The sequence below is a fragment of the Nocardia sp. NPDC001965 genome, from assembly GCF_053594175.1.
Map to the genome: position 1 here is coordinate 680,202 of NZ_JBSFDZ010000001.1, position 24,432 is coordinate 704,633.

Sequence of the window (24,432 nt, forward strand, 5' to 3'; positions counted from 1 at the left end):
CTGCTGGGTTGACGAGGGTCACTGTAGACCACATGACCACGAGTGACACCCCTGTCCGCTTGCGGGCAGTCGCCGCGCCGAACCAGCCGGACGTGACGCCCGCCCTCGAGGAGCTGTATCGCGGCTTCGAGCAGGAGCTGCTCGTTCCGCTGTGGACCGAGATCGGCGACCTCATGCCGGCGCATCCGCGTTCGCGGGCGGTACCGCACGTGTGGCGGTGGGAGAATCTGCTGCGGCTGGCGGCGACGGCGGGCGATCTCGTGCCGGTCGGTCGCGGCGGGGAGCGGCGGGCGATCGCGCTGGCCAATCCGTCGCTGGGTGGACGACCGTTCGCCACCCCGACCTTGTGGGCGGCGATCCAATACCTGATGCCCGGTGAGGACGCACCGGAACATCGGCACACCCAGCACGCCTTCCGGTTCGTGGTCGAGGGCTCGGGTGTGTGGACGGTTGTCGGCGGCACCGGCCGGGCGGCCGACGGAGATGCCGTCCCCATGCGGCGCGGTGACTTCCTGCCGCAGGCAGGCTGGAACTGGCACGCGCACCACAATGCGACTGCGGAGCCGATGGCCTGGATCGACGGGCTGGACATTCCGTTCCAGTACGTCACCGAATCGCAGTTCTTCGAGTTCGGACGCGCCGAGATCAGTACGGCCGAGCGGATCACACCGGACCGGTCACGATCCGAGCGACTGTGGAGTCATCCGGGGCTGCGGCCGCTGTCGGTGGGCGAGGTCGCGCCGGGGTCGCCGCTGCTGGCCTACAAATGGGAACACACCGATGCCGCCCTGAACGATCAGCTGCTGCTGGAGAAGGAGGGCTACGGCGGCACGGTCGAACCCGGGCATGCGGCGGTGCGGTTCTCGAACCCGCACAACGGCAGCGATGTACTGCCGACCATCCGCGCGGAGTTCCACCGGATCGCCCGAGGGACGGAAACAGCACCGGTCCGCGAGACCGGGTCGTCGGTGTACCAGGTGTTCGACGGTTCCGGCACGGTGACCGTCGGTGACAAGTCCTGGTCGGTGACGCGCGGTGATCTGTTCGTGGTCCCGTCGTGGGAGGGGTTCTCCGCCAGGTCCGAGGCCGGTTCCTCCGATTCCGATTCCGGCGCGCTCGACCTCTTCCGTTTCTCGGACGCCCCCGTGTTCGAGGCCTTGCAGCTCAACCGTCAGGAGACCATCCGATGAAACTCGCCACCCTGCGCGTCGACGGCGGCACCCGCGCGGTCCGCCTCGACGGAGACACCCTGGTCGATCTCGGCTACGACGACCTCGGCGCGCTCTTCGCCCAGGACGACTGGGCCACCGTCGCCGCGCACGCCGCCGGTGTCACCTGGCCGGCCGCCGGAGCCGACTTCGCGGCCGTCGTCCCGAACCCGTCGAAGGTGATCTGCGTCGGTCACAACTACACAAACCACATCAAGGAGATGGGGCGCGAACTCCCCAGCTATCCGACGCTCTTCCCGAAGTTCGCGGACAGTCTCCTCGGCGCGAACGATCCGATCGTGAAACCCGCCGAGACCGACGCGCTGGACTGGGAAGTCGAGCTGGTGGTCGTGATCGGGAAACCGGTCCGCCGGGCCACCGAGGCGGAAGCCGAAGAGGCCATCGCCGGGTTCACGGTGATGAACGATGTGTCCATGCGGGACTGGCAGTTCCGCACCATCGAATGGACGCAGGGCAAGATCTGGGACTCCTCCACCCCGGTCGGCCCCTACGTCGTGACACCCGACGAAGTCGGCGGCGTGCGGCCGGCGCTCGAGGTGGAGACACTCGTCGACGGCGCCGTCGTGCAGCACGACGATACCGGCACATTGCTGTTCGACCCGGTGCGGCTGGTGCAATACGTATCCACCGTGATCAGGCTGAACCCGGGCGATCTGATCGCCACCGGCACCCCGGCCGGGGTCGGCCACGCGCGCGACCCGAAGGTCTATCTGGTCGGCGGCGAAACCGTCGTCACCCGGATCGCCGGGCTGGGGGCTTGCACCAACAGGGTCGTGAAAGCATCGTGACCGTTCGAACGCACGCCGATTCCCTGACATGGGTCGAGCACGGCACCGGATTGTTCGTCACCCAGGTCGCGCTGCTCGACGAGCAGACGATGTCGGCGCCCAGCTCGCTCCCCGGCTGGACGCGTAAACATCTGGTGGCGCATGTCGCCGCGAACGCGGACGCGCTCGGCAATCTGGTGCACTGGGCCCGGACGGGTGAACGTACGCCGATGTATTCCTCGGCGGACCGGCGCACCGCCGATATCGACGCCGGCGCACTGCTGCCCGCCCCCGACCTGGTGGCGTGGCTGAACGCGTCGGTGCACAAGCTGGGCGTCGCCATGGACGCCCTGACCGGCGAGCAGTGGCGCACCGAGGTCGTCACCGCGCAGGGCCGGGCCGTCCCGGCCACGGAGATCCCGTGGCTGCGGGCACGCGAGGTGTGTGTCCATACGATCGATCTCGGCACGGGCACCACTTTCGCGGATCTCCCCCACGGTTTCCTGACCGCGCTCGCAGCCGATATCCGCAGCAAGCGCGCGCTCGATATCGTGCCCGACGGCCCGCTACCCGAGGTGACCGCCTATCTCGCCGGTCGTCCCCATTCTCTCGCCGGTGTCCCCGACCTCGGCGCCTGGCTGTAGAGGAGCTGCCACGTGAGCACCCCTGACGTCGTCATTGTCGGCGGCGGAATCGGCGGGCTGAGTACCGCCTTCGCACTCTCACGGATCGGCCTGCAGGTGCGGGTCCTCGAGCAGGCGAAGGAATTCGGCGAGGTGGGCGCGGGAATCCAGCTCGCCCCGAACTGCACCCGCATCCTCGACGACTACGGGCTGCTGGACGAAGTGAAAGCCCGTGGGGTCGTACCCGACCGGATGGTGATGCGGGACGCGGTCGACGGGAGCGAGCTCACCGCGCTCGATCTGCGGGATCTCGAACGCGAATACGGCTTCCCCTACCTGGTCATTCATCGCAGCGACCTGCACTCGCTGTTCTTGGGGGCATGCCGGGAAGCCGGGGTCGAGCTGCTCACCGAACAGCGTGTGGTGTCGTATACGCAAGACAGCGGGCGGGCCGGTGCGACAACGCAGTCCGGCACGGTACACGCGGCGAATATCGTGATCGCGGCGGACGGACTGCATTCCGTCGCCCGCAAACTCTTCGTCGACGACCAGCCGGTTTCCTCAGCGTATGTCGCATACCGCGGCACCGTGCCGATCGCGGAAGTAGACCGTCCGGTGGACCTGTCCGAAGTGGTCGTCTACGTGGGGCCGCGATGCCATTTCGTGCACTACGGGCTGCGCGGCGGGGACCTGCTCAATCAGGTCGCGGTATTCGAATCCCCCAAGGCGCGTGCGGGTCTCGACGACTGGGGCACACCGGACGAACTCGATACCGCCTTCGCCGCGACCTGCGATTTCGTCCAGCAGCGGCTACCGCATATGTGGCGGGACAAATGGTGGCGCATGTACGACCGCGACCCCATCGGCACCTGGGTCGACGGCCGGATCGCCCTGCTCGGCGACGCGGCCCATCCACCGCTGCAATACATGGCACAGGGCGCGATCATGGCGATCGAGGACGGATGGGTGCTCGCCGAACATGTGCGGCGGTTACGGGGCCGGGACGGTGCGGTGGACTGGACGGGTGCGCTCGCAGCCTACGAAGCGGTCCGGCCGGAACACTGCCGCCGGGTGGTTCTGACCGCTCGCGTGTGGGGTGAGCTGTGGCATCTCGACGGAATCCGGCGGGCCCAGCGCAATGTGCTGCTGCGGGAGCGGGAGGTCGCCGACTACTCGTTCACCGACTGGGTCTACGGCCCGACGGCACTGTTCCCGGCGGACGAACCTCCGATGTTCGAACCGATCCCGCTCGCCTCGGCCGATCGGGTGGGCGCCGACCGGCAGACGCCTTAGTCTCGCGGCGAGCCGCCCGCCGATCGGCACCGGCGGGCGGCCGACGCGCACTGGAGGAAACGGACCGAGTTCGAACCCGCTGCCGACCGGCGTGGCACGATCGTCGATACAGGTGAGCTGCGTGGGGTATGCACCGCTCATATTCGAATGATGCTATTTTGCAATGGCCCTGAGAGTGCGGGTTCTTAGCTTTGGGGGGTGGATGTACGACGCAACCACCGCTGCGGTTCGCGAACTCGCCCAGCGCCTGGCCGTCGATCTGCGGCAATGGGCCGAACGCCGAGCCCGGGTCGGGCACGAGTTCGCCGATTCACCACGAGGGGCGGCGACAGTGCTGCCGGAGGCCGGCCGCAGCGGCGCAGAACGGCTCAAACGCATCATGCCGGATACGCCGCATCGGTACGCGGGCGGAACGGAAGGTAGGAGAGTCGATCCGCGACTCGCCTACCGGCCCCCCGACCGGAAGATGCTCGCGGAATACAACGAGTTGTACAAGCTAGGGCGCAGCGCCGGCGACAACCCGTCGCTCCAACCCGAGGTAGTGCGCCGCAATCGCGAATATTTCGAACGGTACCCCGAAGCCAAAGCCTCGGCCACGGGGCGCCAACTAGCTCACTTCAACGCGCTCCACCGCACAATGGAGACGATGTCGAAGGAGCTCGGCATCGGCGTCCCGGAACTGCGGACCCGCATGAAAACCGAGTTGAGCGGACTCTTCGCCGGAAAATCGGTGGGGATTCGGACATCCCCGGAGTCATTGGCGAAGATACTGGAGAGCGGCCGGTACCGACCGGACCCGACACACACCACCGGGCGAAAACGCAACGAGGAGTCCTGGTTCGGATATCCGCAGGACCACCCGCCGGAGCAACGTCCGGTCTACGGGTACGTCATGATCGACGGTGAGCGCGCCGCCGGTTCACCCGAGACCGATATGTTGTCGAACTACGGGCGCTGCGAAATCGTCCTCGGCTCGGAAGTCCGTGGTCGGACGACGGCCTGTATCGGCGACTCCGATTACTATTCGTCGGGGTCGTGGGGTGGCGGGCCGAGAACCGCGCCTTCGCCCCTCGTGGACCCCGAACCGGAATCGTTCGGCTTGGTCGAACAGAGCAACCGAGAGCGGCAGAACGAGCCGCTACGCGGCATCGACCGCGATTACAGCAGCGAATCGTTCCGCCAGCGGCAATTCGCCGAGGCTCAGATCCACGGGGGCGTGACACTGGCCGATATCGACCATGTCAACCTTCCGGAATCACCCCCGACCGCATTGCGGGAGGCCTTGGACAACGCGGGAATCCAGTGGCGCGTTCTGGCGTCGTAGCCGGGCCGGCAACGGCCCGCCACCGGTCCACCGTATTTCAGTTGACCTGGCGCCCGCGCCCACTCCAATACGGTGCGCGCAGTTTGAACTTCTGCAGTTTGCCGGTCGCCGTCCGAGCCAGCTCTTCGCGGAACTCGACCGACGTCGGCGCCTTGTAACCCGCCAGCCGCTGTTTGCACCAGGCGATCAGCTCCGATTCGGTGGCGTTGCTCGCGTCGATGCCCGGGCTCAGCACCACCAGCGCCTTGATCGTTTCGCCCCATTTCTCACTCGGCACCGCGATCACCGCCACCTCGGCCACCGCGGGATGGGAGAACAGGCAGTCCTCGACCTCGATCGAGGAGACGTTCTCGCCACCGGTGATGATCACGTCCTTCTTTCGATCGGCGATCGTCAGGTAGCCGTCGTCGCCCACCACACCACCGTCGCCGGTGTGGAACCAACCGTCGGCCAGCGCCTGTTCGCTTTCCTCGGGCCGCCCCCAGTAACCTTCCATCACCACGTTGGAGCGCGCCAGCACCTCCCCCGCGCCCGCTTCGGACTCTTCGACCCGCAACCGGACACCCAGTGCCGGGGCGCCCGCACGGGTGAGTTCGGCTGCCCGGTCCTCCGGTTCGAAGTCGTCCCATTCCGCCCGCGAACGGTTGACGGTCAACAGTGGGGAGGTTTCGGTCAGACCGTAGATCTGGATGAACTCCCAGCCCAGTTCCCGCTCCACGCGGGCGACGGTTTTCGTGGGCGGCGGGGCGCCCGCCATGATGATCCGGACCCGGTCGCGCCCGGGGATCTCGCCTTCCCAGGTCTGTGCGGCTTCCAGGACCGCGGCGGCGACCGCCGGAGCGGCGCACATCACCGTGACACCGTGATCGCGGACCCGGCGCAGGATCTCGGCGCCGTCGATCTTGCGCAGGACGATGTGCCGGGCGCCGACACCGGTCATCGCGAACGGCATACCCCAGCCGTTGGCGTGGAACATCGGCAGAGTGTGCAGGTAGACGTCGCGATCGCTGATCGTGGCGTGTAGGCCGAAGGTGACCGCGTTGACCCAGATATTGCGGTGGGTGATCTGTACGCCTTTCGGGCGGGCGGTGGTGCCCGAGGTGTAGTTGATGGTGGCGGTGGCGGATTCGTCGGGTTGCCAGGCCTGCGGCACCGAACCCGGCGCGGCGTAGAGGTCGGTGTCGGAGCCGAGGACGAAGGTGTGCTCGCAGTCGATCTCGGCGAGGGAGTCCGCGAGTTCCGGATCGACGTACAGCGCCCGGGCGCCGGAGTCCGCCACGATGTAGCGCACCTCGTCGGGGCGCAGGCGGAAATTGATCGGTACCAGCACCCGGCCCCATCCGCTCACCCCGAAGAAGGAGGTCAGCAACCGGCTCGAATTGTGACTGGCGATCGCGACCCGGTCGCCGGGTCCGATACCGAGTTCGTCGAGGCGGGCGGCCTGTCTGCGCGCGAGGTCGGCGACTTCGGAATAGGTCGCTGCGCCCTGACCGGGTGCGGGCTGGACGGGTTCGTCGACGATACCGACCCGGTCGCCGTACACGGTTTCGGCGCGGTCGAGGAAATCGGGGACGGTGAGCGGGACGAACATGGTCCTCCTAGGAGATCGTGCGTGCGCCCGGGAGACGATTCCGCGGACCTTCCGGCGGTCCGATGATTGTCTCCCCGAACCGGCCCCTGCCGGGCCGGAATTATTACGGCGGCCGGCCACAGTCCGGTATGCGGCGATTCCGGTGCGCCGCGGAGCGCCGCCCGCGGCGCGTGGGACTCAGGCGTCGCGCTGAGCCAGCGCGTGGCGCGCCTCTTCGTGGAGCACCTCGAGCAGTTCCTGCTCCGCGACGACGAACTCGGGCGCCGTGATCATCCCCAGTTCCCGGGGCCGGGGCAGATCGACCCGCACCTCACGACGCACCGTGGCCGGTCGCGCCGACAACACGATGACCCGATCCGACAGATACACGGCCTCACGGATGTCGTGGGTGATCATCAGCACCATCCACCGGTACCGCTGCCAGACCTCCTGTAGCCACGACTGCATCTCGGTGCGGGTCAGCGAGTCGAGGGCCCCGAACGGCTCGTCGAGCAAGAGCAGTTCCCGCTCCTGGACCACGGTTCGCAGCAGTGCCGCCCGTTGCCGCATACCACCGGAGAGCTGGGACGGGCGGGCGTCCTCGAAACCGGACAGACCGAAAACGGGGAACAGCTCACGAGCCCGGCGGCGCGCCTCGGCCTTGGCCACCCCGTGCACCTGCAAGCCCAGGATCGTGTTGTCGAGGACCGTTCGCCAAGGGAACAGCAGATCCTTCTGTGGCATGTAGGCGCAGTGCGCCGCGGCGGGCTCCCCGTCGCCGGTGCCGAACCGGATACTGCCGGAGTCGGGGGTCTCGAGGCCGGCCAGCATATTGAAAACAGTGCTCTTACCGCAGCCGCTCGGACCGATCACGGATACGAATTCGCCCGGCTGCGCGGTGAACGACACCCCGCCGAGTATCTGCCGGGCGGGACGCCGGCCGGGCCGGGCGAACGATTTGGTGAGGGCCTCGACGACGATCCGGTCCCCGCGCGCGTCAGTCACGCCCGCTCCTGTTCTCCGCACGCGACCACGGTGCGACGAGACGTTCGATCGCGAAGGTCAGCAGGTACAGGGCGATACTGATGAACGCGGTCACGAGTACGGCCGCCAGCACCAGATCGGTGCGGAAGGAGTTCTTCTGCAGGCTCATATAGATGCCGAGACCTTCGGTGGCACCGACGTACTCGGCGAATACGGCGCCGACGACGGCATAGGTGATCCCGATCCGCAGCGCGGTGAAGAAGCGCGGGATCGCGGACGGCAACCGGACGTACCGGAACACCTGGACAGCCGAGGCGCCCATACTGCGCAGTAGCGCACCGGCCTCCCGGTCGGCCGCGGCGAACCCTTCGATCAGCCCGATCGCCATCGGGAAGAAAGTGACCAGGGCGACGACGAGGACCTTGGGGAGCAGCCCGAAGCCGAACCAGATGATCATCAACGGCGCGATCGCGATGATCGGCAAGGTCTGGGAGGCGACGAACAGCGGTACGAACGCGCGCCGCAGCCAGGGCGAGAAGTCGACCACGACGGCCAGCAGCCAGGCCAGGCTCAGCGACACCGCGAAACCGGCCAGTGTCACCTGGAGGGTGGCGGCGGCGTGCGTCGCGAGCTCGGCACGGTGTGCCCACCCCTGCGTCGCGACCCGGGCGGGGGACGGCAGCAGCTGCGGCCGAATTCCGCTGAGCACTACATAGGCCTGCCAGAGCCCGACGAGCACCGCAACCGTCACCACCGACGGTATCGCCCAGCCGGCCCCCGCGGATCGGCCGGAAATCCTACGGACGACCGCGATCCGGCTATCGGCGCCGGTGTCGCTACGGGGTGGCGAGGTATTCATCGGTGAAATAGCTCGACCAGTCGGGTTCCTCGGTGAGCGGTTTACCGTCGGGCCCGGTGAGCAGGCCTTTTTCGTACAGGAACCCCGAATTGGCTGCCCACTGCTCCCGGGTCTGGGCGCCCACCCGACCGTCGGGACCCTTCATGAACTGATCGGCCAGCATGCGCTGACTCTCGAACACCAGGCCTTCGTCGTTGAACGCGCCGGGGTTGGCGTCGATGAGATCTCGGGCGGCCGCGTCCGGGTCGTCCGCGGCGAATTGGTATCCGCGCTGCAGCGCCTGTACGAATTTTCGGGCACGGTCGGGGTTCGCGGTCAGCCAGTCCTGGTTGGCGTCGACGACGATGGCGTAGGCATCGGGAAACCCGAAATCGGTATAGCGGAAGTACCGCATCGGGGTGCCGTGGTGCTCGGCCTCGATACCCTCCCACCCGAGGTAGGAGACGGTGAAATCGGCCTTGCCCGAGTAGACGGCCTCGTAGGCCGAGGTGCCGAGCGTGACCGTCGTGAATTCGCCTCTGCCGCCGTCGTTGCGGATGACCTGCTGGAGTGCCTCCACCTCGCCGGGGTCGCCGAATCCGGCGTAGGTCTTGCCGTCGAGGTCTTTCGGACGGGTGATATCGGCACGGTCGGCCTTCACTCCGATACCCGTCGCCCAGTGTTGCAGGGGTGCCAGCACCGACACCGTATGCGCGCCCGAAGCACGTGCGAAAGTGGATGAATTGTGGGTGCTGACGCCGAATTCGGCATTCCCCGCGTCGATGACCGTATCGACCGCGGTGTTGTTGTAGGGCAGGATCTGTACGTCCAGACCGGCATCAGCGAAATAACCGCGTTGCTGCGCGACGAACAGGCCGGTGTGGTTGGTGTTCGGGGTCCAGTCCAGCGCGAACCGGATGGTTTCACCGTCGCCCGGTCCGGGAGCGCAGGCGGTGAGTGCGGACAGTGCCGCCACGACCGCGACCACCGCCGCAAGGGCGCGGCGCAGGCCGCCGCTCATGACGCGGGCCAGGGCTGCGGGTGCAGGGCGGTATCCCAGAACATGAGTTCGTACCGGGTGGCGACGGTGAACGCGGTCGCCATCGCCGCCCGATCCCGTTCGCTCGCGAGCTCGGCCACGGCGTCGACGAACGAGCGGGCCGACGCGGCGGACTGCTGGAAATCCTCGGCACCGTAGGTGGACACCCATTGCGCGTAGGGGTGGTCGGGGTCGGCTGCGAGGACCTCGGCCGCGCTCGCGGCCAGGTCGCGGCCCACCTCGGCGTAGATCCAGAAACACGGCAGCGCGGCCGCCGCACCCACGGCGTACGACTCGGTCGCGGCGGTCGCGATCAGATAGGAGACGTACCCCAGGCAGGCCGTCGACGGTTCCGGCTCCCCTTCCCTCGCGGGGAGCCGGCTGTCACTCAGCAGATCGTTGTGCAGCGCCGATTCGACGGCGACCGCCGTCGCGGCCGATCCCGCCCAGAACTGCGCGGCCTGCGCGTCCGGCGCCTTCGCCGCGAGCAGGGCCAGCACTTTGGCGTAGCCGGCGAGATAGAGCGAATCCTGCTCCACGTAGGTACGGAAGGCCCCGAGCGGCAGGGTGCCGTCGCCGAGGCGGCGCAGGAATTCGAGTTCGTCGATGGCACCGCGCAGGGTTTTCGTCCGATCCCAGAGGTGGTCGGTGAAGCTGCCGGATTCGGTGGTGTGCGCGCGTAGAGCCAAGACATTCCTTCGTCAGCATTACCTGGACAGGTTCTCGGGTATGTTCTCAGCCCCGCGTTCGCGGAGCACCCCGTGTCAGAACGCATCCGACCATAGCAGTGACGCGGCGCGCGGTGGGGCGCAGGTGGGCCGCGGGCGCACCCGCTCCGTGCGGATCGTGCACCTCGGTCGACGATGGCCCATGTGCGCCAGTAGCCGTGACTTTGCCGCGACCCTTTCGTAATCTAACAGTGATCTTGTCAGTCGAGCGTTACGAGTGGTCGTCATCATGCCTGGTCAACACCGCAAACCGGCCCGTCCCAAGAAGATCGCGCCACTAGCCGGGAGTGCGATCGCGGCGACGGCGGTGATCGCACTGTCGGTCGCGACCCGGCCCGGTCCGGCCGCGCCGCCGGCCGCCGCCGCGGTCGATTCGCCCGCGATACCCGCCGGTATGGGCAAGGCCGCACAGGACCCGGCAGCGGACTCGCCCGGTGGCCTGCTGCCGGTCGTCGCCGTCGATCGGCCGCGGGAGCCGCCCAGATACGCGAAGCGGCTCGCACCGCCGGCCATCCCCTGCTCGACCGAACTCGCCGGGGCACAGCCGCACGTGGCGCAGGTCGGCAATCTGATCGACAAAACCTTCGGCATCGCCGAGATCGGCGGCGCCAACGGCCGGTACGACGGTGAACACGGCGCCGGTCTGGCGCTCGATTTCATGGTCTCCGACCCCGCACGCGGCGATGCGATCGCCGACTTCGTCCTGGCCAACAAGGAACGGTTCGGGGTGTCGTACGTGATATGGCAACAGCGGTACAACGACGGCAACGGCTGGTCGTATATGGAGGATCGCGGCAGCCCGACACAGAATCACTACGACCACGTACACGTATCCTTCGACTCGGCCGCCGATGTGCACGTGACCTGCTGATCGCGGATCGTCCCTCCGCCGCCGAACGTCGCAGTTCGGTCAGCGTCCGGAGAACCCCTCCTCCACCGCAACCGACGCGCCCAGCCCGACGATCAGCGCTCCCCCCGTACCACCGACCGCCTCCAACCGCTTCGGCGACCGTGCGAACCAGTTGCGGGCCGAGGCCGCGAGCAGGGCCCACGCGGTATCGCTGACCAATGCGATCACCAGGAAGAACGAGCCCAGCACCAGGAGCTGGAGCGGCAGCGATCCGGATGCCGCGTCGGTGAAATGCGGTAGTACCGCTGCGAAGAAGACGATCGCCTTGGGGTTGGTCACCCCGACCACCACGCTCTGCCGGAACACCCGGCGGCCACTGGTCGGCTGCGCGGGCGAACCCAGCACCTCACGCAACGCCTTGCGCTCCCGGAACGCCTGCACCCCGAGGTGGATCAGATACAGGGCGCCCGCCACTTTCACGATCGCCATGGCTGTCGCCGAGGCCGCGAGTACCGCGCCCAATCCCACCGCGACGAACAGCAACGCGATCTGCACTCCCAGCGAATGGCCGAGCACCGAGATCAGGGCCGCGCGCCGCCCCAGCGTGAGCGCACGCCCGATGGTGAACAGGACACCGGGCCCGGGGACGACGACGATGAGCGTGGCCGCGGCCACGAATGCGAGCAGATTGGCGGCGGGGACCATCACCGGATTCTAAGTGGGAACAGCCTCGACGGCGATCGGATTACAACCCCGTTCGGGATCCGGTCTCGGTCCCGGATCGGGATTCTCGGTCACCGTCCCGAGGGGTTCTCGGGGAGCAGCGGACCGAGTGGCCCGAGATCGATGTTCAGGTCTTCCGGAGTGAGTCCGAAATGTTCACGGAGCTCGTCCATCCGCTGTTCCAGCAGCATCAGCGTCGTGCCGATGCGTTCGACCTGGTCGTCGCTCAGATCACCGGCGTCCACCCGGCGCAGAGCCTGTCGTTCCATCAGCTGGCGTAACAGTTCCACCAGGGTCAGGACGAGCGTGACCAGACCCCGCTCCACCGTTTCCGGGTCGGTGTCGATACGCGGTGACAGCCCGTCGAATTCGGTCATCGCGGCCGCTCCGGGGCCGGACCGTACAGGGTGCTGATCGAGGAGATCAGGGCCCGCAACGAGATCTGGACCAGGTCGACATCGGCGATGGCGAGTTTGATGTCGCCGGAGACGACCACCCCACCCGCCAGTACGCGATCCAGCAGGTCGACGAGTGCGATACGGCGCTCGCTGTCGACGCTGTTCACGATGCCTCGCGGTCCACACCCGCGAACGAGTACGGCGGCCACGGCCCGGTGAGTTCGAGCCGGATACCGGGGAATTCGGCACCCAGGGTGTCCACGGTCGCGGCGAAATCGTCGGCGCGGTCGTCGTCCACCAGATAGGTACCGTTGAGCACCATCCAATCGCTGCGCCCGCTCAGCGCGGGATCGGTGGTCGGCTGGCGCCTACCGGCCGCGGCCCGGCGGCTCAACCTGGTGTGGATGGTCTCCGCGCGCCGCGCCGCATCGGCTTCCACGGTCTCCTGAGCGGACAGCTGAGCACGGCGGCGGGCGAGGTAGGCCGCGCCGGCACCCTGAGCGGTCGCGTCGGCCCGGGCCTCGGCGACTGCCGCGGTGAGTGCGGCGCGGTCGCCGTAGACCTTCACACCCCATTCGGCGCGACCGCTGACCAGGACAAGCGCCGCCTCCAGATCCGCCTGCCGTTCACGGAGCAGTTCACGCACCCGCGCGTCATCGAGAAAAACGGTCGCCAGCCGCAGCGGCGCCGCGGGTGCCCGGCGCACCGCGGCCGATACCACCGCGTCGTGCGCCCGTGCTGTGGCGGCCAGCCAGTCCAGGTCCTCCAGGTTACGGCTCAGCGGCTGCGCTCCGAACACTGCGAGCGGGACCGACCCGACCAGCGCGGCAAGCGGTTCCGCGGCCACGACGCGGACGGGTTCACCGGCCACTCCGGTGAGCCCGGCGAACCCCGCCGCCGCGTCCGCGGCCGCGATCACCGCGTACAGCCAGACGCCGGTGTCGCCGGTCACGGCCGCTTCTTCTCCCGCTGTTCGTGCCGGGGCTCGACGGCCTCCCGGCGGCCGGCTTCGAGTTCGGCTATCCGGTCTCGTAATTCGCGATTCTCGAGTTCGAGATCACGGTCCTGCCGCTCCAGGGTCCGGGCCTTGCTGTTGAGCCACGGATCGGTCTCCCACCAGTCGATGCCCACCGCCTTGGCCGTTTCCAGGGACGCGACGACCAAACGCAGTTTGATCGTGAGCAATTCGATATCGAGCAGATTCACCTGGATATCACCGGCGATCACCAGGCCCTTGTCGAGGACCCGCTCGAGAATATCGGCGAGGTTGGTGGACTGGTGCCCGCCGCCGTAGGGTTGCGGCTCGTACGATCCGCCACCGACCACCGTCATCGCCGCCCCCGTCCGCCGATCTCGGTGCTACCGCGGGCGTAGCGGGTGGTCCGGCGGTAGGCCAGCAGATTTCCGTCGAAATCCACCTCCACCTCGTAGAGCGCCAGCATATCCGCCGACGAGGGGATGCGGTGATCCTCGAGTACTTCGATCTCCACCAGCCGGCCGTCCTCGAGCGGCTCCATGGACGTGACGCCTTCCACCTGCTTCGATGTCAACTCCATCAGGTGCTCGACCGCTGCCGCCGCGGCCTCCCGGGCAGTGAGCGGTTGCGGCCCGTCCGGATCCTGATCGACGCCCTCGGCATCCTCGGTGACCGGCCTGCGGCTCATAGTGGCTCTCTCCTCTCACCGGTCGGCGGGGATCCTCGGGCCGGGCGCCTGATCCGGGAGAGAACCTCCCGCAATGCCCGGTCCCGCTCGTCCGCGGAGATCTCACCGGCCCGGGCGGCCTCCTCGATCTCTTCGATATCGCGCCGGACAGCGGCCGGACTGCGCCATTGCCGATCGACCTGCTCCTCGATCACTTCACCCAGCCAGATCACCCCGCGGACCGGAGCCAGCGGCAACAGCACGATCGACGACAGCAGTCCCATGTCCTCACTCCGGGACTTCGCCGACGGCGACGAAATCGTAGGGCGCCATCGGCCCGAGCAGGTTCAACCGGACCCGTCCGTCCCACTCCTCGCCGAGTTCGGTCAGTGCTCGCAGCAGATCGTCCTCCTGGGACAGCTCGAGTAGCACGGCGAGGTGCACCGCCTCCTCTTCGTGCGTGGGTTCACGCTCCCGAACGGTCGGATCGAGATCGCTCAGGGCCGCCGCCACCCGGCGGGTGTCCGCGGCGCGTTTCGCCTCGATCTCCCGGTTCACGATCTCGCCCAACCTGATCCGCTCGTTCCGGGTGGCTTCTTCGGGTTTGTCGCGGATCTCCGCGCGCAATCGTGCCGCGTCGGCATTCTCGTCCACGATCTCCTGGAGCACCGTGTTCTCGGTATAGCGTCCGCGGATCACGTACTGGGCGCGGCCCTCCAGATCGTCGAGCGCGCTGCGGAACTGGTCGTGGTTGGGGGCGAGGAGTTCCTTTTCCACCGCTTCGGTATCGGTGACCACGCCGCCGAACTGCAGCGGCAGCACGGGGGCGACCGCTGCCGTCCCGTCCAGCAGGCGGGCGTGCGCGGTGAGATCGTCGGGCATGCCCAGCGGGCGGTCGAGCGAGACCTCGCTGACCAGGGCGGCGATATCACCGTGTCGTACGACGGCGACCCCGGCAGGGGGGTCACCGACACCCTCGGCGTGCGGTTGCGGCTCCACATCGGCAGTCACGATGCCGTAGACGTACACCCCGGTCCGCTGATCGCGATCGCTCTCGGCTGCGGTGCCTGCGGTGGACATCATCGCTTCCCTCGTTCGGAGGCCCGGGAGGTCTGGCGCTGGTCCTGCACGTCCCCGAGGAAGTCCTGCACCTTTTTGCCCGCCGCTTCGATGGCGCCTTTCGTCTTGTGTTCGGCCGCGCCCTCGGTGACATCGCCTACGAGGTCGGTGAGCCCCTTGGGCTCGCTACCGGAGATCTCCAGACGGTTGACGGCCTCGGCGAAACGCAGATACGTGTCGACGCTGGCGACCACGACGCGGGCGTCGATGGTCACCAGCTCGATACCGACCAGCGACACCCTGACGAACGCGTCGACGACCAGTCCTTTGTCCAGGATGGTGTCGACGACCTCGGCCAGGCCCGATGAGTTCGGACGGGCGACAGCGCCGCCGCCACCACCACCCGCGGGTTCTATGGTCATGTGCGCGCTCCTCGCCTTTCGCGAGCACGGCGTGGTGCGGCGGCGCGGCGCCGGGCACCCGGGCGGCGCCCAGGCTCCGGTTCGGCCTCGTCCGCCGCGTCGTCTTGCGCCGGATCCTCTTCGGTCTGGCCGTCCTCGTCCTCGTCGAGTTCGCCTGCTTCGTCTTCTGCGCCGTCTTCTTCTTCGCCGTCTTCTTCTTCGCCGTCTTCTTCGCCTTCGGCGGCTTCCTCGTCCTCGCCGGTTTCTTCCTCCGCGCCCTCGTCCTCGGCGCTCTCCTCTTCTTCCCGGCGCCGCGCGGTCTCGTCGTCCTCGACGACCTCGCCGTCACGGATCTCGCCGTGCCAGCCCACGATGTCGTCGGGACTCAACACTGCCTCGGTCATGACATAACGCTCGAAATGCTTGAGCTCCAGGCGGCATCGGCGCCCGGCCGCACGCCAGATGTTGGCGGTCTTCTCGAAAAAGCCCTGCGGATGATATTCCAGAACCACCAGCACCCGGGTGAAATGCGGGCCCAATTCGTGGAAGGTGACCGCGCCGTCGATATAGCCTTTGGCCCCTTTGGAACGCCAGACGATCCGCTCGAACGGCACCTGTTCGAGGATGGTGGACTCCCAGATCCGCCGCGACCAGAACACACGCCCGGTCCAGGAGAGTTTCTCGTCGGCGACCTGTTCTACCTGTTCCAGCTTCTTCATGAATTTGGGGAATTCCGCGAACTGGGTCCACTGGTCGTACACGAGCTCGACCTCGGCGCCGATATCGATGTGCTCGACGATATTGGCGAGTTTGAGTTTCTTCCCCTTGCCGCCCTTGCCGCCCCCGCCGGTGAGCGCGTCCTTCGCGGACGACACGGTGCCCTTGACCGACTGGCCGAGTTTGCTCACTCCCGCGCTCAGGGCCGCCCGCATCGGGGACGCGCCTTCGGAGAGCTTTTCGACGCCCGTCAACGCCGCGAGCAGGTTGCCACCACCCTGGCCTTCGGCATAATCGTTCAATCGCTCGGCCGCACCCGACACCCCGCCGGACAGGCCGGACACGGCCCGCTGGGCAAGGGTTCCGGCGAGATTCTGCGCCGACTGCCGGAGCAGGTCGCCGGGGCTTGCCTGCGCCGCGGTCTTCCTGGCCGTCGAACCGGCCGATTTCGCGGCCCCGGTCGCCCGGTCGGCGGTGCCGGTAGCCGCCTTTCCGACGCCCGAGGTGGCGTCACGCAGTACTTTCGCCATGACTGGTCACCGCCTGGTGCGCCGTACGGGCGCCTCGTCGGTATCGGTCGTCGCGCGGCGCCGACGCGCCGCGGTGTTACTGCTCTCCGCGGATCGGGACGACCGGGCCGGGGTACGAGCACCGGAACGCGATGTCCTGGCCGCAGTCGATCGGCGCGCACGCGGCCGCGGCGCGGGGTCGCCGGCTTCTTCCTCGTCCGGTTCTTCCTCGTCCGGGGACTCGTCGGTCTCGTCGCCGGTTTCCTCGTCCACCGGCTCGGGCGCGGCGTCCTCCGTCGCTGCTGCAGCGGCCCGCCGGCGGCCACCGCCGTCCTCGTCTTCGGTCGACACGGGTAGCTGCAGCCGCTCGTTGAACGCGTCGAGGCGGTTGCTCGCCGCGGTCACGGCCGCCGACCGCACCGCGTCGAGCAGTTCGCCCCGCACGGTATCGGTGATCTTTCCCAGCTCCGCGGAACCACCCAGCGTGGATGCGCCGCGTTCGAGCAGTTCACCTGCGAGCCCCGTGGATCGTTTGGTCATCGCCGCGCCCGCCAGTCCCATGGCCCAGCGCATTTTGCGGGTACGACCCAGGAAATATCCGATCCCCACCCCTAACGCAATTCTTGCTCCGCCCTTCATGCTCACTCCTCGCCGACTCGGGTACCGCTACACCTCACGACGGGAGCGGCCGAAACCTGAGACCCCAGAAACGGGATAGACCACAGTACGGTGGACGGTTTCCAGCGTATTCCTGGTTACCCGCATGGTCGATAGGAGTACAGGGCAAGAAACGAACACGGCGGCGGACCGGCGAGACCCCGTAGCGACCATTTCTCCGACAAGGGCCCGGCCAGCCGGCCCGATCCGGACCGGGAACTCGTATTCGTGTAGAGCGGTAGTCGCGGTCCGGCTTGCGAGTTCCAGGTGAGAATTCCGCCGAAAGCGACCGGCCCGGAGGCCGGGGCTCCGGCGGCTTCAGTTACGGATCAAGGTGATCGGCAGGCCGTCTTTAGGAAACGGCAGCGAGTGGTAGTCCATCGGCGGCACATAGCCGGGATCGACGGTCCAGTGGTACTCGCGCAGCAATTTGTGCATGATCGCCTTCACCTCCAGACCCCCGAAATACATTCCGATGCATTTGTGTACGCCGCCGCCGAACGGTTCCCACGCGAAACGGTGCGATTTGTCCTCGCGGCGTTCGGGGCCGAACCGGTCGGGGTCGAAGGACAGCGGATCGGTCCAGTAGTCTTCCATGAGCTGGGTGAACTGGATTCCCACGATGACATCGGTACCGGCGGGGATCCGAACGCCCTCGACCGCGGTGTCCTTCACCGCGTACCGGACCAGCACCGGAACCGGAGCCCGCAGGCGCAGTGCCTCCCGCATCACCAGATCGATCGAGACCAGCTTGTCCAGCTCGGCCGTCGACGGCGCCGGCCCGAGGGCGAGCGCCTCGGCCCGGCAACGCTCCTGCCAGTCCGGATGCTGACCGAGGTACTGCAGCATGGTGGAGGTCGTGATGGTGGAGGTGTCGTGCGCCGCCATCATCAGGAAGATCATATGGTTGACCACGTCGTCGTCGCCGAACCGCTCGCCGTCCTCGTCTTCCACATGGCAGAGCACCGAGAAGATGTCGTCGGTCCGCTCGGCGCGTTTGGCGGGCAGATAGTGGCGGAGGAAATCCTCGAGCACCTTGCGACCGCGATAGGCCCGGCCCCAGCGAGTGAACGGCGCGTTGATCCGGACGATCCCGGCAGCGGCCTGCACACAGGCGATGAACGCTTTGTTGATCCGGTCCATCTCGGCCTGCCCGGTGTCCTGCACACCACCCATGAACAGATCCGCGGCGATATCGAGGGTGAGCTGCTTGAGTTTCCAGTACGACGGGAACTCGGTACCTTCTTCCCAGGCCGCCACCCCCTGTTCGATGGCCGGATGCAGACGCTGGGTGTAGGCCTCGAGTCGAGTTCTCGTGAATGCCTCCTGCATGATCCGCCGGTGCGTCAGGTGCTCCTCGAAGTCGATGAGCATGAGACCGCGATGGAAGAACGGGCCGACGAGTTCGGACCAGGCCGGTTCGTTGGCGAATGCCTTGTCCTTGTTCTGTAGTGCCGCACCGCAGGCGTCGGGCCCGAGCAACATCACCGCGTTCTTCCCGAGCGCCCGGAACGGGGCCACCGGCCCGTAGCGCTCCCAGCGGCCGCGGCACAGCGCGACCGGGTCCTTCGCGTATTCCAGGACCTGCCCGAGCAAGGGCAACCCCCGATCGTCCCGGTGCTGGGCCGGAATCGGCCGCAGCTCCGCCGTACCCTTCGCAGCCGCTTCTTCGCGTGGTTCCAGGGCCTCGGCCTTCATGGCTCACCTCATGCTGATGTGGCAGTGATCACGTCCAGATTGATTCAGGAAGGGCATCCTGTCAACCTTGGCCGCCGAATCCCTGTGGCATGCTGAGAGCATGGCCGTGCAATCGGGGGTCTACCGGGGCGTGAGCGCGGCCGAACGCGTCGCCGAACGCCGCGGGCGCCTGCTCGAAGCGGGCCTCACAGTGTGGGCGAACCCGGACACACGGACCACGATGACCGCCGTCTGCGCCGCGGCCGGACTCAGCGAGCGCTACTTCTACGAGAGTTTCTCCGGGCTGGACGCACTGCTCGAGGCGGTGATGGACCGGATCGCGGCCGAGATCGAGGAGACCGGCCGAGCTGCCGCCGAGCAGGTCGGCGTGGATCCGGCGGCGCGGGCCCGGGCCTCGATCCGCGCGTTCGTCCAGCTGCTGCTCGACGACCCGCGCAAGGGGCGGGTCGCCATCGTGGAATCCGTTGCGATCCCGGAACTGCGCCGGCGCCGGACCGAACTGCTGCGCCACCTCGCACATCAGTCCGCGGTGGAGGCCCGCGAGTTCTTCGGCCCCCGCGACCGCAGCGAGAACGCCGACGAAACCGCCGGCCTGCTGTTCGTGGGCGGTATGGCCGAACTCGTCACCGCATGGCTGGACGGCACCCTGCGGGCCTCCGCCGACGAGATCGTCGAGGCGGCGTCGCGGGCGCTGGTCGGCCTCTACCGCTGATCGCCGGCGACACGATTCCCCGCCGGCCCGGACAGCGGGGAGCCGATCGACGAACCGGCGCCGCCCCGGCGCGCGGCTCGGTACGGCAGCACGAAGAGATACAGCCCGGAGCCGAGCAGCAGGGCCAGCGGGATCAGCGGCAGGTAGGACACCCAGACGATCGGATCCGGCAGTGACAGTGCGACGAAGGTCGCCAGCACGGTCACTGTGAAGGCAGCGGCTGCCCCGCGGTGCAATCGCCGGACCCGGGGTGCGCCGGAACCGGCCCGCGCTTGCGGCCCGCGATCCGCCGGCCGCCGACCGCGCCGAACCGTGCGGACATACCGCACATACAGGTAGAGACCGGAGAACAGCAGGAATGCCAGCGGCGGCAACGGCAGGTAGGACACCCATTCCGGACCCTGGAACGCCAGCACAGCGACCGCGACGACCACGGTCGCCGTGAACAGCAACGCCAGCACGCGGTGCGTCTGCCGGATCCGCCGGTTCCAGTCCATCATGTCCTCCTCGGGCGAACTCGCGTTCCCGGCGCCCTGCCGCGCGAATGTCGATGCCGCCGACGTTAACGACAGCGCCACGACCAGCGCTTCTCGATTCCCGATCACCTGCCCCGCGTCAGCCGGCCGGGGTCGCGCCGTCGAGCTGCGCCGCGACCAGTTCTTCGAGCTGCGCCCGCCCCGCCGTGCCGAGGGCACCGCCCAGGGCCGTCGCCAGCCGTTCGAAAGGATCCTCCAGCGGCAGCGCCGCCAGCCGCGCCGCGAGTTCCGGAACCGTCCACAACGCGCCCTTGTCGATCTGCTCACCGCGATACCAGCCGTGGTTCACCGCGACCGAACCACCGCGCACCGACAACACCTGACCGGTCAGCGGGCATCCGGCCCCGACGAGATAGGCGACCACCGGCGCCAGGGTCACCGGATCTTTCGGGTCGAACTCGTCCGCCGGCGGCACCTCGTCCATCGTCGGCACCGATTCGGTGAGCCGGGTACGCACCATGGACGGACTCACACAGTTGACCCGTACACCGAACCGTCGCAGTTCCAGCGCATGCACGGTCGTCATCGCCGCGACTCCGGCATTGGCGGCGGCGTAGTTCGTCTGGGTGGGTAGCGGATTGAGCAGACCGGAACCCGACGAGGTGTTGACCAACGAACGGTCGATGCGATCACCGGCAGCGAACCGGTCGCGCCAGTAGGCCGCCGCGTGCCGGCTCACGGCGAAGGTTCCCTTCAGTTTGACTCCGACCACCTCGTCGAATTCGGCCTCGGTCAGCCGGTCCAGCGGCCGGTTGGCCTCGATCGCGGCATTGTTCACCACGGCGTGCAGATCCCCGAATTCGTCCACGGCCCGGGCGATCATGGCTTCGGCGGCGGCCCAGTCGGACACACTTCCCGTATCGGCGACCGCGCGACCGCCCCGCGCTCGGATCTCCGCGACGACGGCCGCCGCCACCGACTCGTCGCCACCGGACCCGTCGATCCGCACGCCCGGGTCGTTGACCACCACGTTGGCGCCCGCTCCGGCCAGGTACAGGGCTTCGGCTCGCCCGATCCCACGCCCCGCACCGGTCACCAGGACGGTCCGACCACTCAGTTCGCTCATTGTCTCTCCTTCGCAGGCACCGACTCACCGCCGTATTGATGCACTAGTGTAATTCTGCACTAGTGCATGCAGGGGTGGCAAGGCGTTAGTCTTCTCGAATGGGCGAGACGACAGGGCTTCGGGATCGGAAACGTGCGGAGACCCGTGCCGCCATCATTCGCGCCGCCACGGATCTCTTCCTCGACCGCGGATTCACCGCGACCTCGGCGACCGATATCGCGAACGCGGCCGGTGTCTCACGACGGACGTTCTTCCTCTATTTCCCCGCCAAAGAGGACGTCCTCTTCCACCATCTGGAAGGGCATATCCGGGCGGCGGTGGAAAGCGTCGATCGGCTGGATCCCGTTGCCACTCCATGGGATTCGGTGCAGGCCGCGGCACTCGCGCTGGTGGACGCCTTCGATACGGCGACCGACCGCTCCGACGAACTCGCCGATGTGCGCGCCGACGTGGTGCGCGCCGCGCGGGGCATACCCGGATCGCTGATGCTGCGACTGCAATCCGCGTATACCGGACTTTTCGAATCACTGCGGAAGCGGTTCACCGACCCCGAACTGTGGCCGACGCTGGCCACCCACCTCGGCGCCTGCCTGGGCGCGGCGGTCGCCGCCGCCGTATCGACCGCACCGTCCGCGCGCGCGACCGCGATGCGCGCCGCGATCGCCCACGCCGGAGCCGGTTTCGCCGATTGACGCCCGGCCGGGCAATACCGGCGACGTCGGGATCACCACACCGCAGGGCTCACCCCGCCCTCGACCACAGGCGGGATCACGAGCCACCCGACCCGCACCGGGAGCGATGGAAGTGGTGTCCGCCGAGCGACCGCCAGGGGCGGTCACCACCCCGGGGACGATCGGCACGACCCGAATCGTGTGCTTCGCTTGCGAACGTGAACTCCACACCGCTCCGGATCGCCGCCGATATGCTCGCCTGGTCGGCGACCCTTGCCGGTACCGCCGGAATCGGGCTGCATTTCAGCCGTTCGGCCGCGCGGTTTCCGGTACTCGCCGCGGCCGGTGCACCGTATCTGATGGGCTCCGCGCTCATCGGCGCCGCCGCGTTCGCCGCTGGACGCCGCTGGAGCGGTGCCGGTCTGGCGCTACTCGTCGCCGCGGCCGGGGTGTGGACGCAACTTCCGCTGTACCGGTCCCCCGCAACAACCGATACCGGGACCACGGTGACGATCATGCAGGCCAACCTGCTCTTCGACGGCGCCGATCCGCGGGCGCTGGTGGACGAGATCAGGGCCCGACGGGTCGAGCTGCTGACCGTCGACGAACTCACTCCCGCCGCCGTCGAAGCGCTCGGCCGGGCCGGGCTCGACGCGATCCTGCCCCACCGATACCTCTCCCCCGGCAGGACCGCGGCCGGAACCGGGATCTGGAGCAGCTACCCGTTGTCGGAAACCGTCGAATACGACGGATACGTGCTCAACCAGCTCTCCGCGACCGCGACCGTCCCACAGATCGGCCCGGTGACCGTGTACGCCTTCCATCCGGTACCACCGGTGTACGGAACGCGGATATGGGCCGACGAGCTGACCCGGTTGGGCGACATCCTCGAACGGTCGCCCGCGGACCGTCCGGTGATCGCCGGCGGCGATTTCAATGCGACCTACGATCATGCGCAGTACCGCGCGCTGCTGTCCGGGCGCTTCGGTGACGCGGCCGTGCAGGCGGGTGCCGGGCACCTGGTCACCTACCCGACCGATAAACGGTGGCCGCCGCTGGTCGGCATCGACCACATCCTGGTGGCCGGTGGGCGAGCGGTGGAAGTGGAAACGGTCGGCCTGCCGGGCGCCGACCACCGGGCCCTGGTGGCCCGGGTCGCGTTGCCGCGAAACGGTACTCACGACAGCGGCGGTCGGTGATCGCGGAAATCGGCAGCCGATTCCGTGCCGAACCTGTCCGGCGGTGGTTTCCGCAGGCCAATCGGCCGAGCGCCCGCGCACAGTTCACCTCGCGACGATTCGAATCCGGCAGCACCGCCGGAGCAGAACAGTGGCGCCGCAGCCGCCGACACCCAGCCGTCCCGCTGCTAGCATCCGGCTGTGTCGTCGCCGGCCCCGCCGGGCCGGCCACCCTACGGGGTGCGAACTCGCGACGGCAGACCCGCAGAGGTGGAGGCTGTTCGATGGCTACTCGTGCCGCGGTGTTCACCACCGCGGGTGAACTGGCGGATACGCTCGCGGCCGGAGCGTCCGTGACCCTGCTCGATGTGCGCTGGCGGCTGGACCGTCCCGACGGCCGGGCGGACTATCGGGCCGGTCACCTACCCGGCGCCGTCTACGTCGACCTCGACAGCGAGCTCTCCGACCATTCGGTGGCCGGCCGCGGCCGCCATCCACTGCCCGACGGCGCCGCGCTGCAACGGAACCTGCGGGCGTGGGGTGTACGCGACGGGGTCCCCGTGGTGATCTACGACGATTGGAATCGTGCGGGATCCTCGCGTGCGTGGTGGGTGCTCACGGCCGCCGGCCTGCACGATGTGCGCATCCTCGACGGCGGTCTCGCCGCCTGGCGCGAATCCGGCGGCGCCCTCGAGCGCGGGACCGTCGTCCCCGCTCCCGGCGACGTGACGGTCACCCGGCCCGATCTCTACGCCGGGGCGCTCGGCGTCGTCGCCACCGGGCAACTGGGCGATATCGTCGCGAACGGGACGCTGGTCGATGCCCGGGCACCGGAGCGATACCGGGGCGAGAACGAACCGGTCGACCCGGTGGCCGGGCATATTCCCGGGGCCGTCAATGTTCCGGCGACGAACCTGCTCGACGATTCGGGCCGATTCCGGCCGGACGACGAAGTGCTCGCCCGGTACCCGGGATCGGATACGGAACCCCTGGCCGTCTACTGCGGTTCCGGTGTGACCGCGGCGATCGCCGTCGCCGCACTGACCGCGGCCGGGCGCGAGGCGAGCCTGTTTCCCGGGTCGTGGTCGCAGTGGAGCGCGGACTCGTCCAATCCCGTCGAGATCGGCGATCCGGCGGTGACCGACGCCTGAGACCCGGCGGCGGCCTCCCACCGCGACACGGCCCGGGCACGGCGCGCCCGTGCCCGGGCGTCGCTGCC

29 protein-coding genes are annotated in these 24,432 nt (G+C 68.2%); 10 read left to right on the forward strand and 19 right to left on the reverse strand.

From position 1 onward, the window contains the following. The first annotated feature begins 32 nt into the window (after positions 1-32). The 5 genes from ACWCPQ_RS03010 (at position 33) to ACWCPQ_RS03030 (ending at position 5,236) form a co-directional block, all read left to right on the forward strand. The gene (locus tag ACWCPQ_RS03010) at positions 33-1,190 is read left to right on the forward strand and encodes a cupin domain-containing protein (RefSeq protein WP_449894011.1); all 1,158 of its coding nucleotides are present in this window, start codon (positions 33-35) and stop codon (positions 1,188-1,190) included. Then, positions 1,187-2,017, forward strand: coding sequence for a fumarylacetoacetate hydrolase family protein (locus tag ACWCPQ_RS03015; protein WP_449894013.1), 831 nt, complete (start codon positions 1,187-1,189; stop codon positions 2,015-2,017). The genes ACWCPQ_RS03010 and ACWCPQ_RS03015 overlap by 4 nt, the downstream gene beginning before the upstream one ends. Next, positions 2,014-2,640 carry a maleylpyruvate isomerase family mycothiol-dependent enzyme gene (locus tag ACWCPQ_RS03020; protein ID WP_449894015.1) on the forward strand — a complete coding sequence of 209 codons (627 nt, stop codon included), beginning with the start codon at positions 2,014-2,016 and terminating at the stop codon, positions 2,638-2,640. Before ACWCPQ_RS03015 ends, ACWCPQ_RS03020 begins: the two co-directional genes overlap by 4 nt. A gap of 12 nt (positions 2,641-2,652) precedes the next feature. Further along, on the forward strand, positions 2,653-3,912 hold the full coding sequence (locus ACWCPQ_RS03025) for an FAD-dependent oxidoreductase (protein ID WP_449894017.1): 1,260 nt from the start codon (positions 2,653-2,655) through the stop codon (positions 3,910-3,912). A 163-nt stretch (positions 3,913-4,075) separates the two neighbouring features. Beyond that, on the forward strand, positions 4,076-5,236 hold the full coding sequence (locus ACWCPQ_RS03030; protein ID WP_449894019.1) for a hypothetical protein: 1,161 nt from the start codon (positions 4,076-4,078) through the stop codon (positions 5,234-5,236). Between the two features lie 37 nt (positions 5,237-5,273). On the opposite strand, the gene ACWCPQ_RS03035 is transcribed toward ACWCPQ_RS03030, so the two are convergent. The 5 genes from ACWCPQ_RS03035 to ACWCPQ_RS03055 form a co-directional block, all read right to left on the reverse strand. Then, a complete protein-coding gene (locus tag ACWCPQ_RS03035) occupies positions 5,274-6,827 on the reverse strand; it encodes an AMP-binding protein (RefSeq protein WP_449894021.1) in 1,554 nt (517 codons plus the stop codon). Between the two features lie 177 nt (positions 6,828-7,004). Further along, entirely contained in the window at positions 7,005-7,811 is an 807-nt protein-coding gene (locus tag ACWCPQ_RS03040) for an ABC transporter ATP-binding protein (RefSeq protein WP_449894024.1), read from the reverse strand. Next, complete coding sequence (locus ACWCPQ_RS03045) at positions 7,804-8,649, reverse strand: ABC transporter permease (protein ID WP_449894025.1); 846 nt, start codon at positions 8,647-8,649, stop codon at positions 7,804-7,806. The genes ACWCPQ_RS03040 and ACWCPQ_RS03045 overlap by 8 nt, the downstream gene beginning before the upstream one ends. Further along, positions 8,627-9,649 carry an ABC transporter substrate-binding protein gene (locus tag ACWCPQ_RS03050; RefSeq protein ID WP_449894027.1) on the reverse strand — a complete coding sequence of 341 codons (1,023 nt, stop codon included), beginning with the start codon at positions 9,647-9,649 and terminating at the stop codon, positions 8,627-8,629. Before ACWCPQ_RS03050 ends, ACWCPQ_RS03045 begins: the two co-directional genes overlap by 23 nt. Further along, a complete protein-coding gene (locus tag ACWCPQ_RS03055) occupies positions 9,646-10,356 on the reverse strand; it encodes a TenA family protein (protein ID WP_449894029.1) in 711 nt (236 codons plus the stop codon). The genes ACWCPQ_RS03050 and ACWCPQ_RS03055 overlap by 4 nt, the downstream gene beginning before the upstream one ends. A 268-nt stretch (positions 10,357-10,624) precedes the next feature. Here ACWCPQ_RS03055 and ACWCPQ_RS03060 point away from each other — a divergent pair, with 268 nt between their 5' ends. Then, positions 10,625-11,266 carry a hypothetical protein gene (locus tag ACWCPQ_RS03060; RefSeq protein ID WP_449894030.1) on the forward strand — a complete coding sequence of 214 codons (642 nt, stop codon included), beginning with the start codon at positions 10,625-10,627 and terminating at the stop codon, positions 11,264-11,266. A gap of 39 nt (positions 11,267-11,305) precedes the next feature. Here the strand turns inward: ACWCPQ_RS03060 and ACWCPQ_RS03065 are convergent, their stop codons facing one another. The 12 genes from ACWCPQ_RS03065 to ACWCPQ_RS03120 all read right to left on the reverse strand — a co-directional run bounded on the left by ACWCPQ_RS03065 (position 11,306) and on the right by ACWCPQ_RS03120 (position 19,050). Continuing rightward, positions 11,306-11,950: a LysE family translocator gene (locus ACWCPQ_RS03065; RefSeq protein WP_449894032.1), complete on the reverse strand. Its 645-nt coding sequence runs from the start codon at positions 11,948-11,950 to the stop codon at positions 11,306-11,308. 89 nt (positions 11,951-12,039) lie between these two features. Then, on the reverse strand, positions 12,040-12,345 hold the full coding sequence (locus ACWCPQ_RS03070) for a gas vesicle protein K (RefSeq protein WP_449894034.1): 306 nt from the start codon (positions 12,343-12,345) through the stop codon (positions 12,040-12,042). After that, positions 12,342-12,536 carry a gas vesicle protein gene (locus ACWCPQ_RS03075; RefSeq protein WP_449894412.1) on the reverse strand — a complete coding sequence of 65 codons (195 nt, stop codon included), beginning with the start codon at positions 12,534-12,536 and terminating at the stop codon, positions 12,342-12,344. The genes ACWCPQ_RS03070 and ACWCPQ_RS03075 overlap by 4 nt, the downstream gene beginning before the upstream one ends. Beyond that, on the reverse strand, positions 12,530-13,318 hold the full coding sequence (locus ACWCPQ_RS03080; RefSeq protein WP_449894036.1) for a GvpL/GvpF family gas vesicle protein: 789 nt from the start codon (positions 13,316-13,318) through the stop codon (positions 12,530-12,532). The genes ACWCPQ_RS03075 and ACWCPQ_RS03080 overlap by 7 nt, the downstream gene beginning before the upstream one ends. Continuing rightward, positions 13,315-13,698 (reverse strand): gas vesicle protein, encoded by a 384-nt coding sequence (locus ACWCPQ_RS03085; RefSeq protein ID WP_449894037.1) that lies wholly within the window; start codon positions 13,696-13,698, stop codon positions 13,315-13,317. Before ACWCPQ_RS03085 ends, ACWCPQ_RS03080 begins: the two co-directional genes overlap by 4 nt. Then, positions 13,695-14,030, reverse strand: a complete 336-nt coding sequence (gene gvpO / locus ACWCPQ_RS03090; RefSeq protein WP_449894038.1) for a gas vesicle protein GvpO — start codon at positions 14,028-14,030, stop codon at positions 13,695-13,697. Before gvpO ends, ACWCPQ_RS03085 begins: the two co-directional genes overlap by 4 nt. Continuing rightward, complete coding sequence (locus ACWCPQ_RS03095) at positions 14,027-14,293, reverse strand: gas vesicle protein GvpG (RefSeq protein WP_449894040.1); 267 nt, start codon at positions 14,291-14,293, stop codon at positions 14,027-14,029. The genes gvpO and ACWCPQ_RS03095 overlap by 4 nt, the downstream gene beginning before the upstream one ends. Positions 14,294-14,297: 4 nt before the next feature. Then, a complete protein-coding gene (locus ACWCPQ_RS03100; RefSeq protein ID WP_449894414.1) occupies positions 14,298-15,089 on the reverse strand; it encodes a GvpL/GvpF family gas vesicle protein in 792 nt (263 codons plus the stop codon). Further along, the gene (gene gvpJ / locus ACWCPQ_RS03105) at positions 15,089-15,490 is read right to left on the reverse strand and encodes a gas vesicle protein GvpJ (RefSeq protein WP_449894043.1); all 402 of its coding nucleotides are present in this window, start codon (positions 15,488-15,490) and stop codon (positions 15,089-15,091) included. Before gvpJ ends, ACWCPQ_RS03100 begins: the two co-directional genes overlap by 1 nt. Continuing rightward, positions 15,487-16,716, reverse strand: coding sequence for an SRPBCC family protein (locus tag ACWCPQ_RS03110; protein WP_449894045.1), 1,230 nt, complete (start codon positions 16,714-16,716; stop codon positions 15,487-15,489). The genes gvpJ and ACWCPQ_RS03110 overlap by 4 nt, the downstream gene beginning before the upstream one ends. Positions 16,717-16,722: 6 nt before the next feature. Next, a complete protein-coding gene (locus tag ACWCPQ_RS03115) occupies positions 16,723-17,334 on the reverse strand; it encodes a hypothetical protein (RefSeq protein WP_449894047.1) in 612 nt (203 codons plus the stop codon). Between the two features lie 336 nt (positions 17,335-17,670). Continuing rightward, on the reverse strand, positions 17,671-19,050 hold the full coding sequence (locus ACWCPQ_RS03120; protein WP_449894049.1) for a cytochrome P450: 1,380 nt from the start codon (positions 19,048-19,050) through the stop codon (positions 17,671-17,673). A 100-nt stretch (positions 19,051-19,150) separates the two neighbouring features. Here ACWCPQ_RS03120 and ACWCPQ_RS03125 point away from each other — a divergent pair, with 100 nt between their 5' ends. Next, positions 19,151-19,762, forward strand: coding sequence for a TetR/AcrR family transcriptional regulator (locus ACWCPQ_RS03125; protein ID WP_449894052.1), 612 nt, complete (start codon positions 19,151-19,153; stop codon positions 19,760-19,762). Here the strand turns inward: ACWCPQ_RS03125 and ACWCPQ_RS03130 are convergent. Beyond that, on the reverse strand, positions 19,753-20,367 hold the full coding sequence (locus ACWCPQ_RS03130) for a hypothetical protein (protein ID WP_449894054.1): 615 nt from the start codon (positions 20,365-20,367) through the stop codon (positions 19,753-19,755). The genes ACWCPQ_RS03125 and ACWCPQ_RS03130 overlap by 10 nt on opposite strands. Positions 20,368-20,377: 10 nt before the next feature. After that, complete coding sequence (locus ACWCPQ_RS03135) at positions 20,378-21,364, reverse strand: SDR family NAD(P)-dependent oxidoreductase (protein ID WP_449894056.1); 987 nt, start codon at positions 21,362-21,364, stop codon at positions 20,378-20,380. Positions 21,365-21,462: 98 nt separating this feature from the next. Between ACWCPQ_RS03135 and ACWCPQ_RS03140 the strand changes: the two genes are divergently transcribed. The 3 genes from ACWCPQ_RS03140 to ACWCPQ_RS03150 all read left to right on the forward strand — a co-directional run bounded on the left by ACWCPQ_RS03140 (position 21,463) and on the right by ACWCPQ_RS03150 (position 24,364). Further along, entirely contained in the window at positions 21,463-22,056 is a 594-nt protein-coding gene (locus ACWCPQ_RS03140) for a TetR family transcriptional regulator (protein ID WP_449894058.1), read from the forward strand. A gap of 197 nt (positions 22,057-22,253) precedes the next feature. Next, complete coding sequence (locus tag ACWCPQ_RS03145) at positions 22,254-23,234, forward strand: endonuclease/exonuclease/phosphatase family protein (protein WP_449894060.1); 981 nt, start codon at positions 22,254-22,256, stop codon at positions 23,232-23,234. Between the two features lie 263 nt (positions 23,235-23,497). Then, positions 23,498-24,364 carry a sulfurtransferase gene (locus ACWCPQ_RS03150; protein ID WP_449894062.1) on the forward strand — a complete coding sequence of 289 codons (867 nt, stop codon included), beginning with the start codon at positions 23,498-23,500 and terminating at the stop codon, positions 24,362-24,364. The last annotated feature ends 68 nt before the right edge of the window (positions 24,365-24,432 follow it).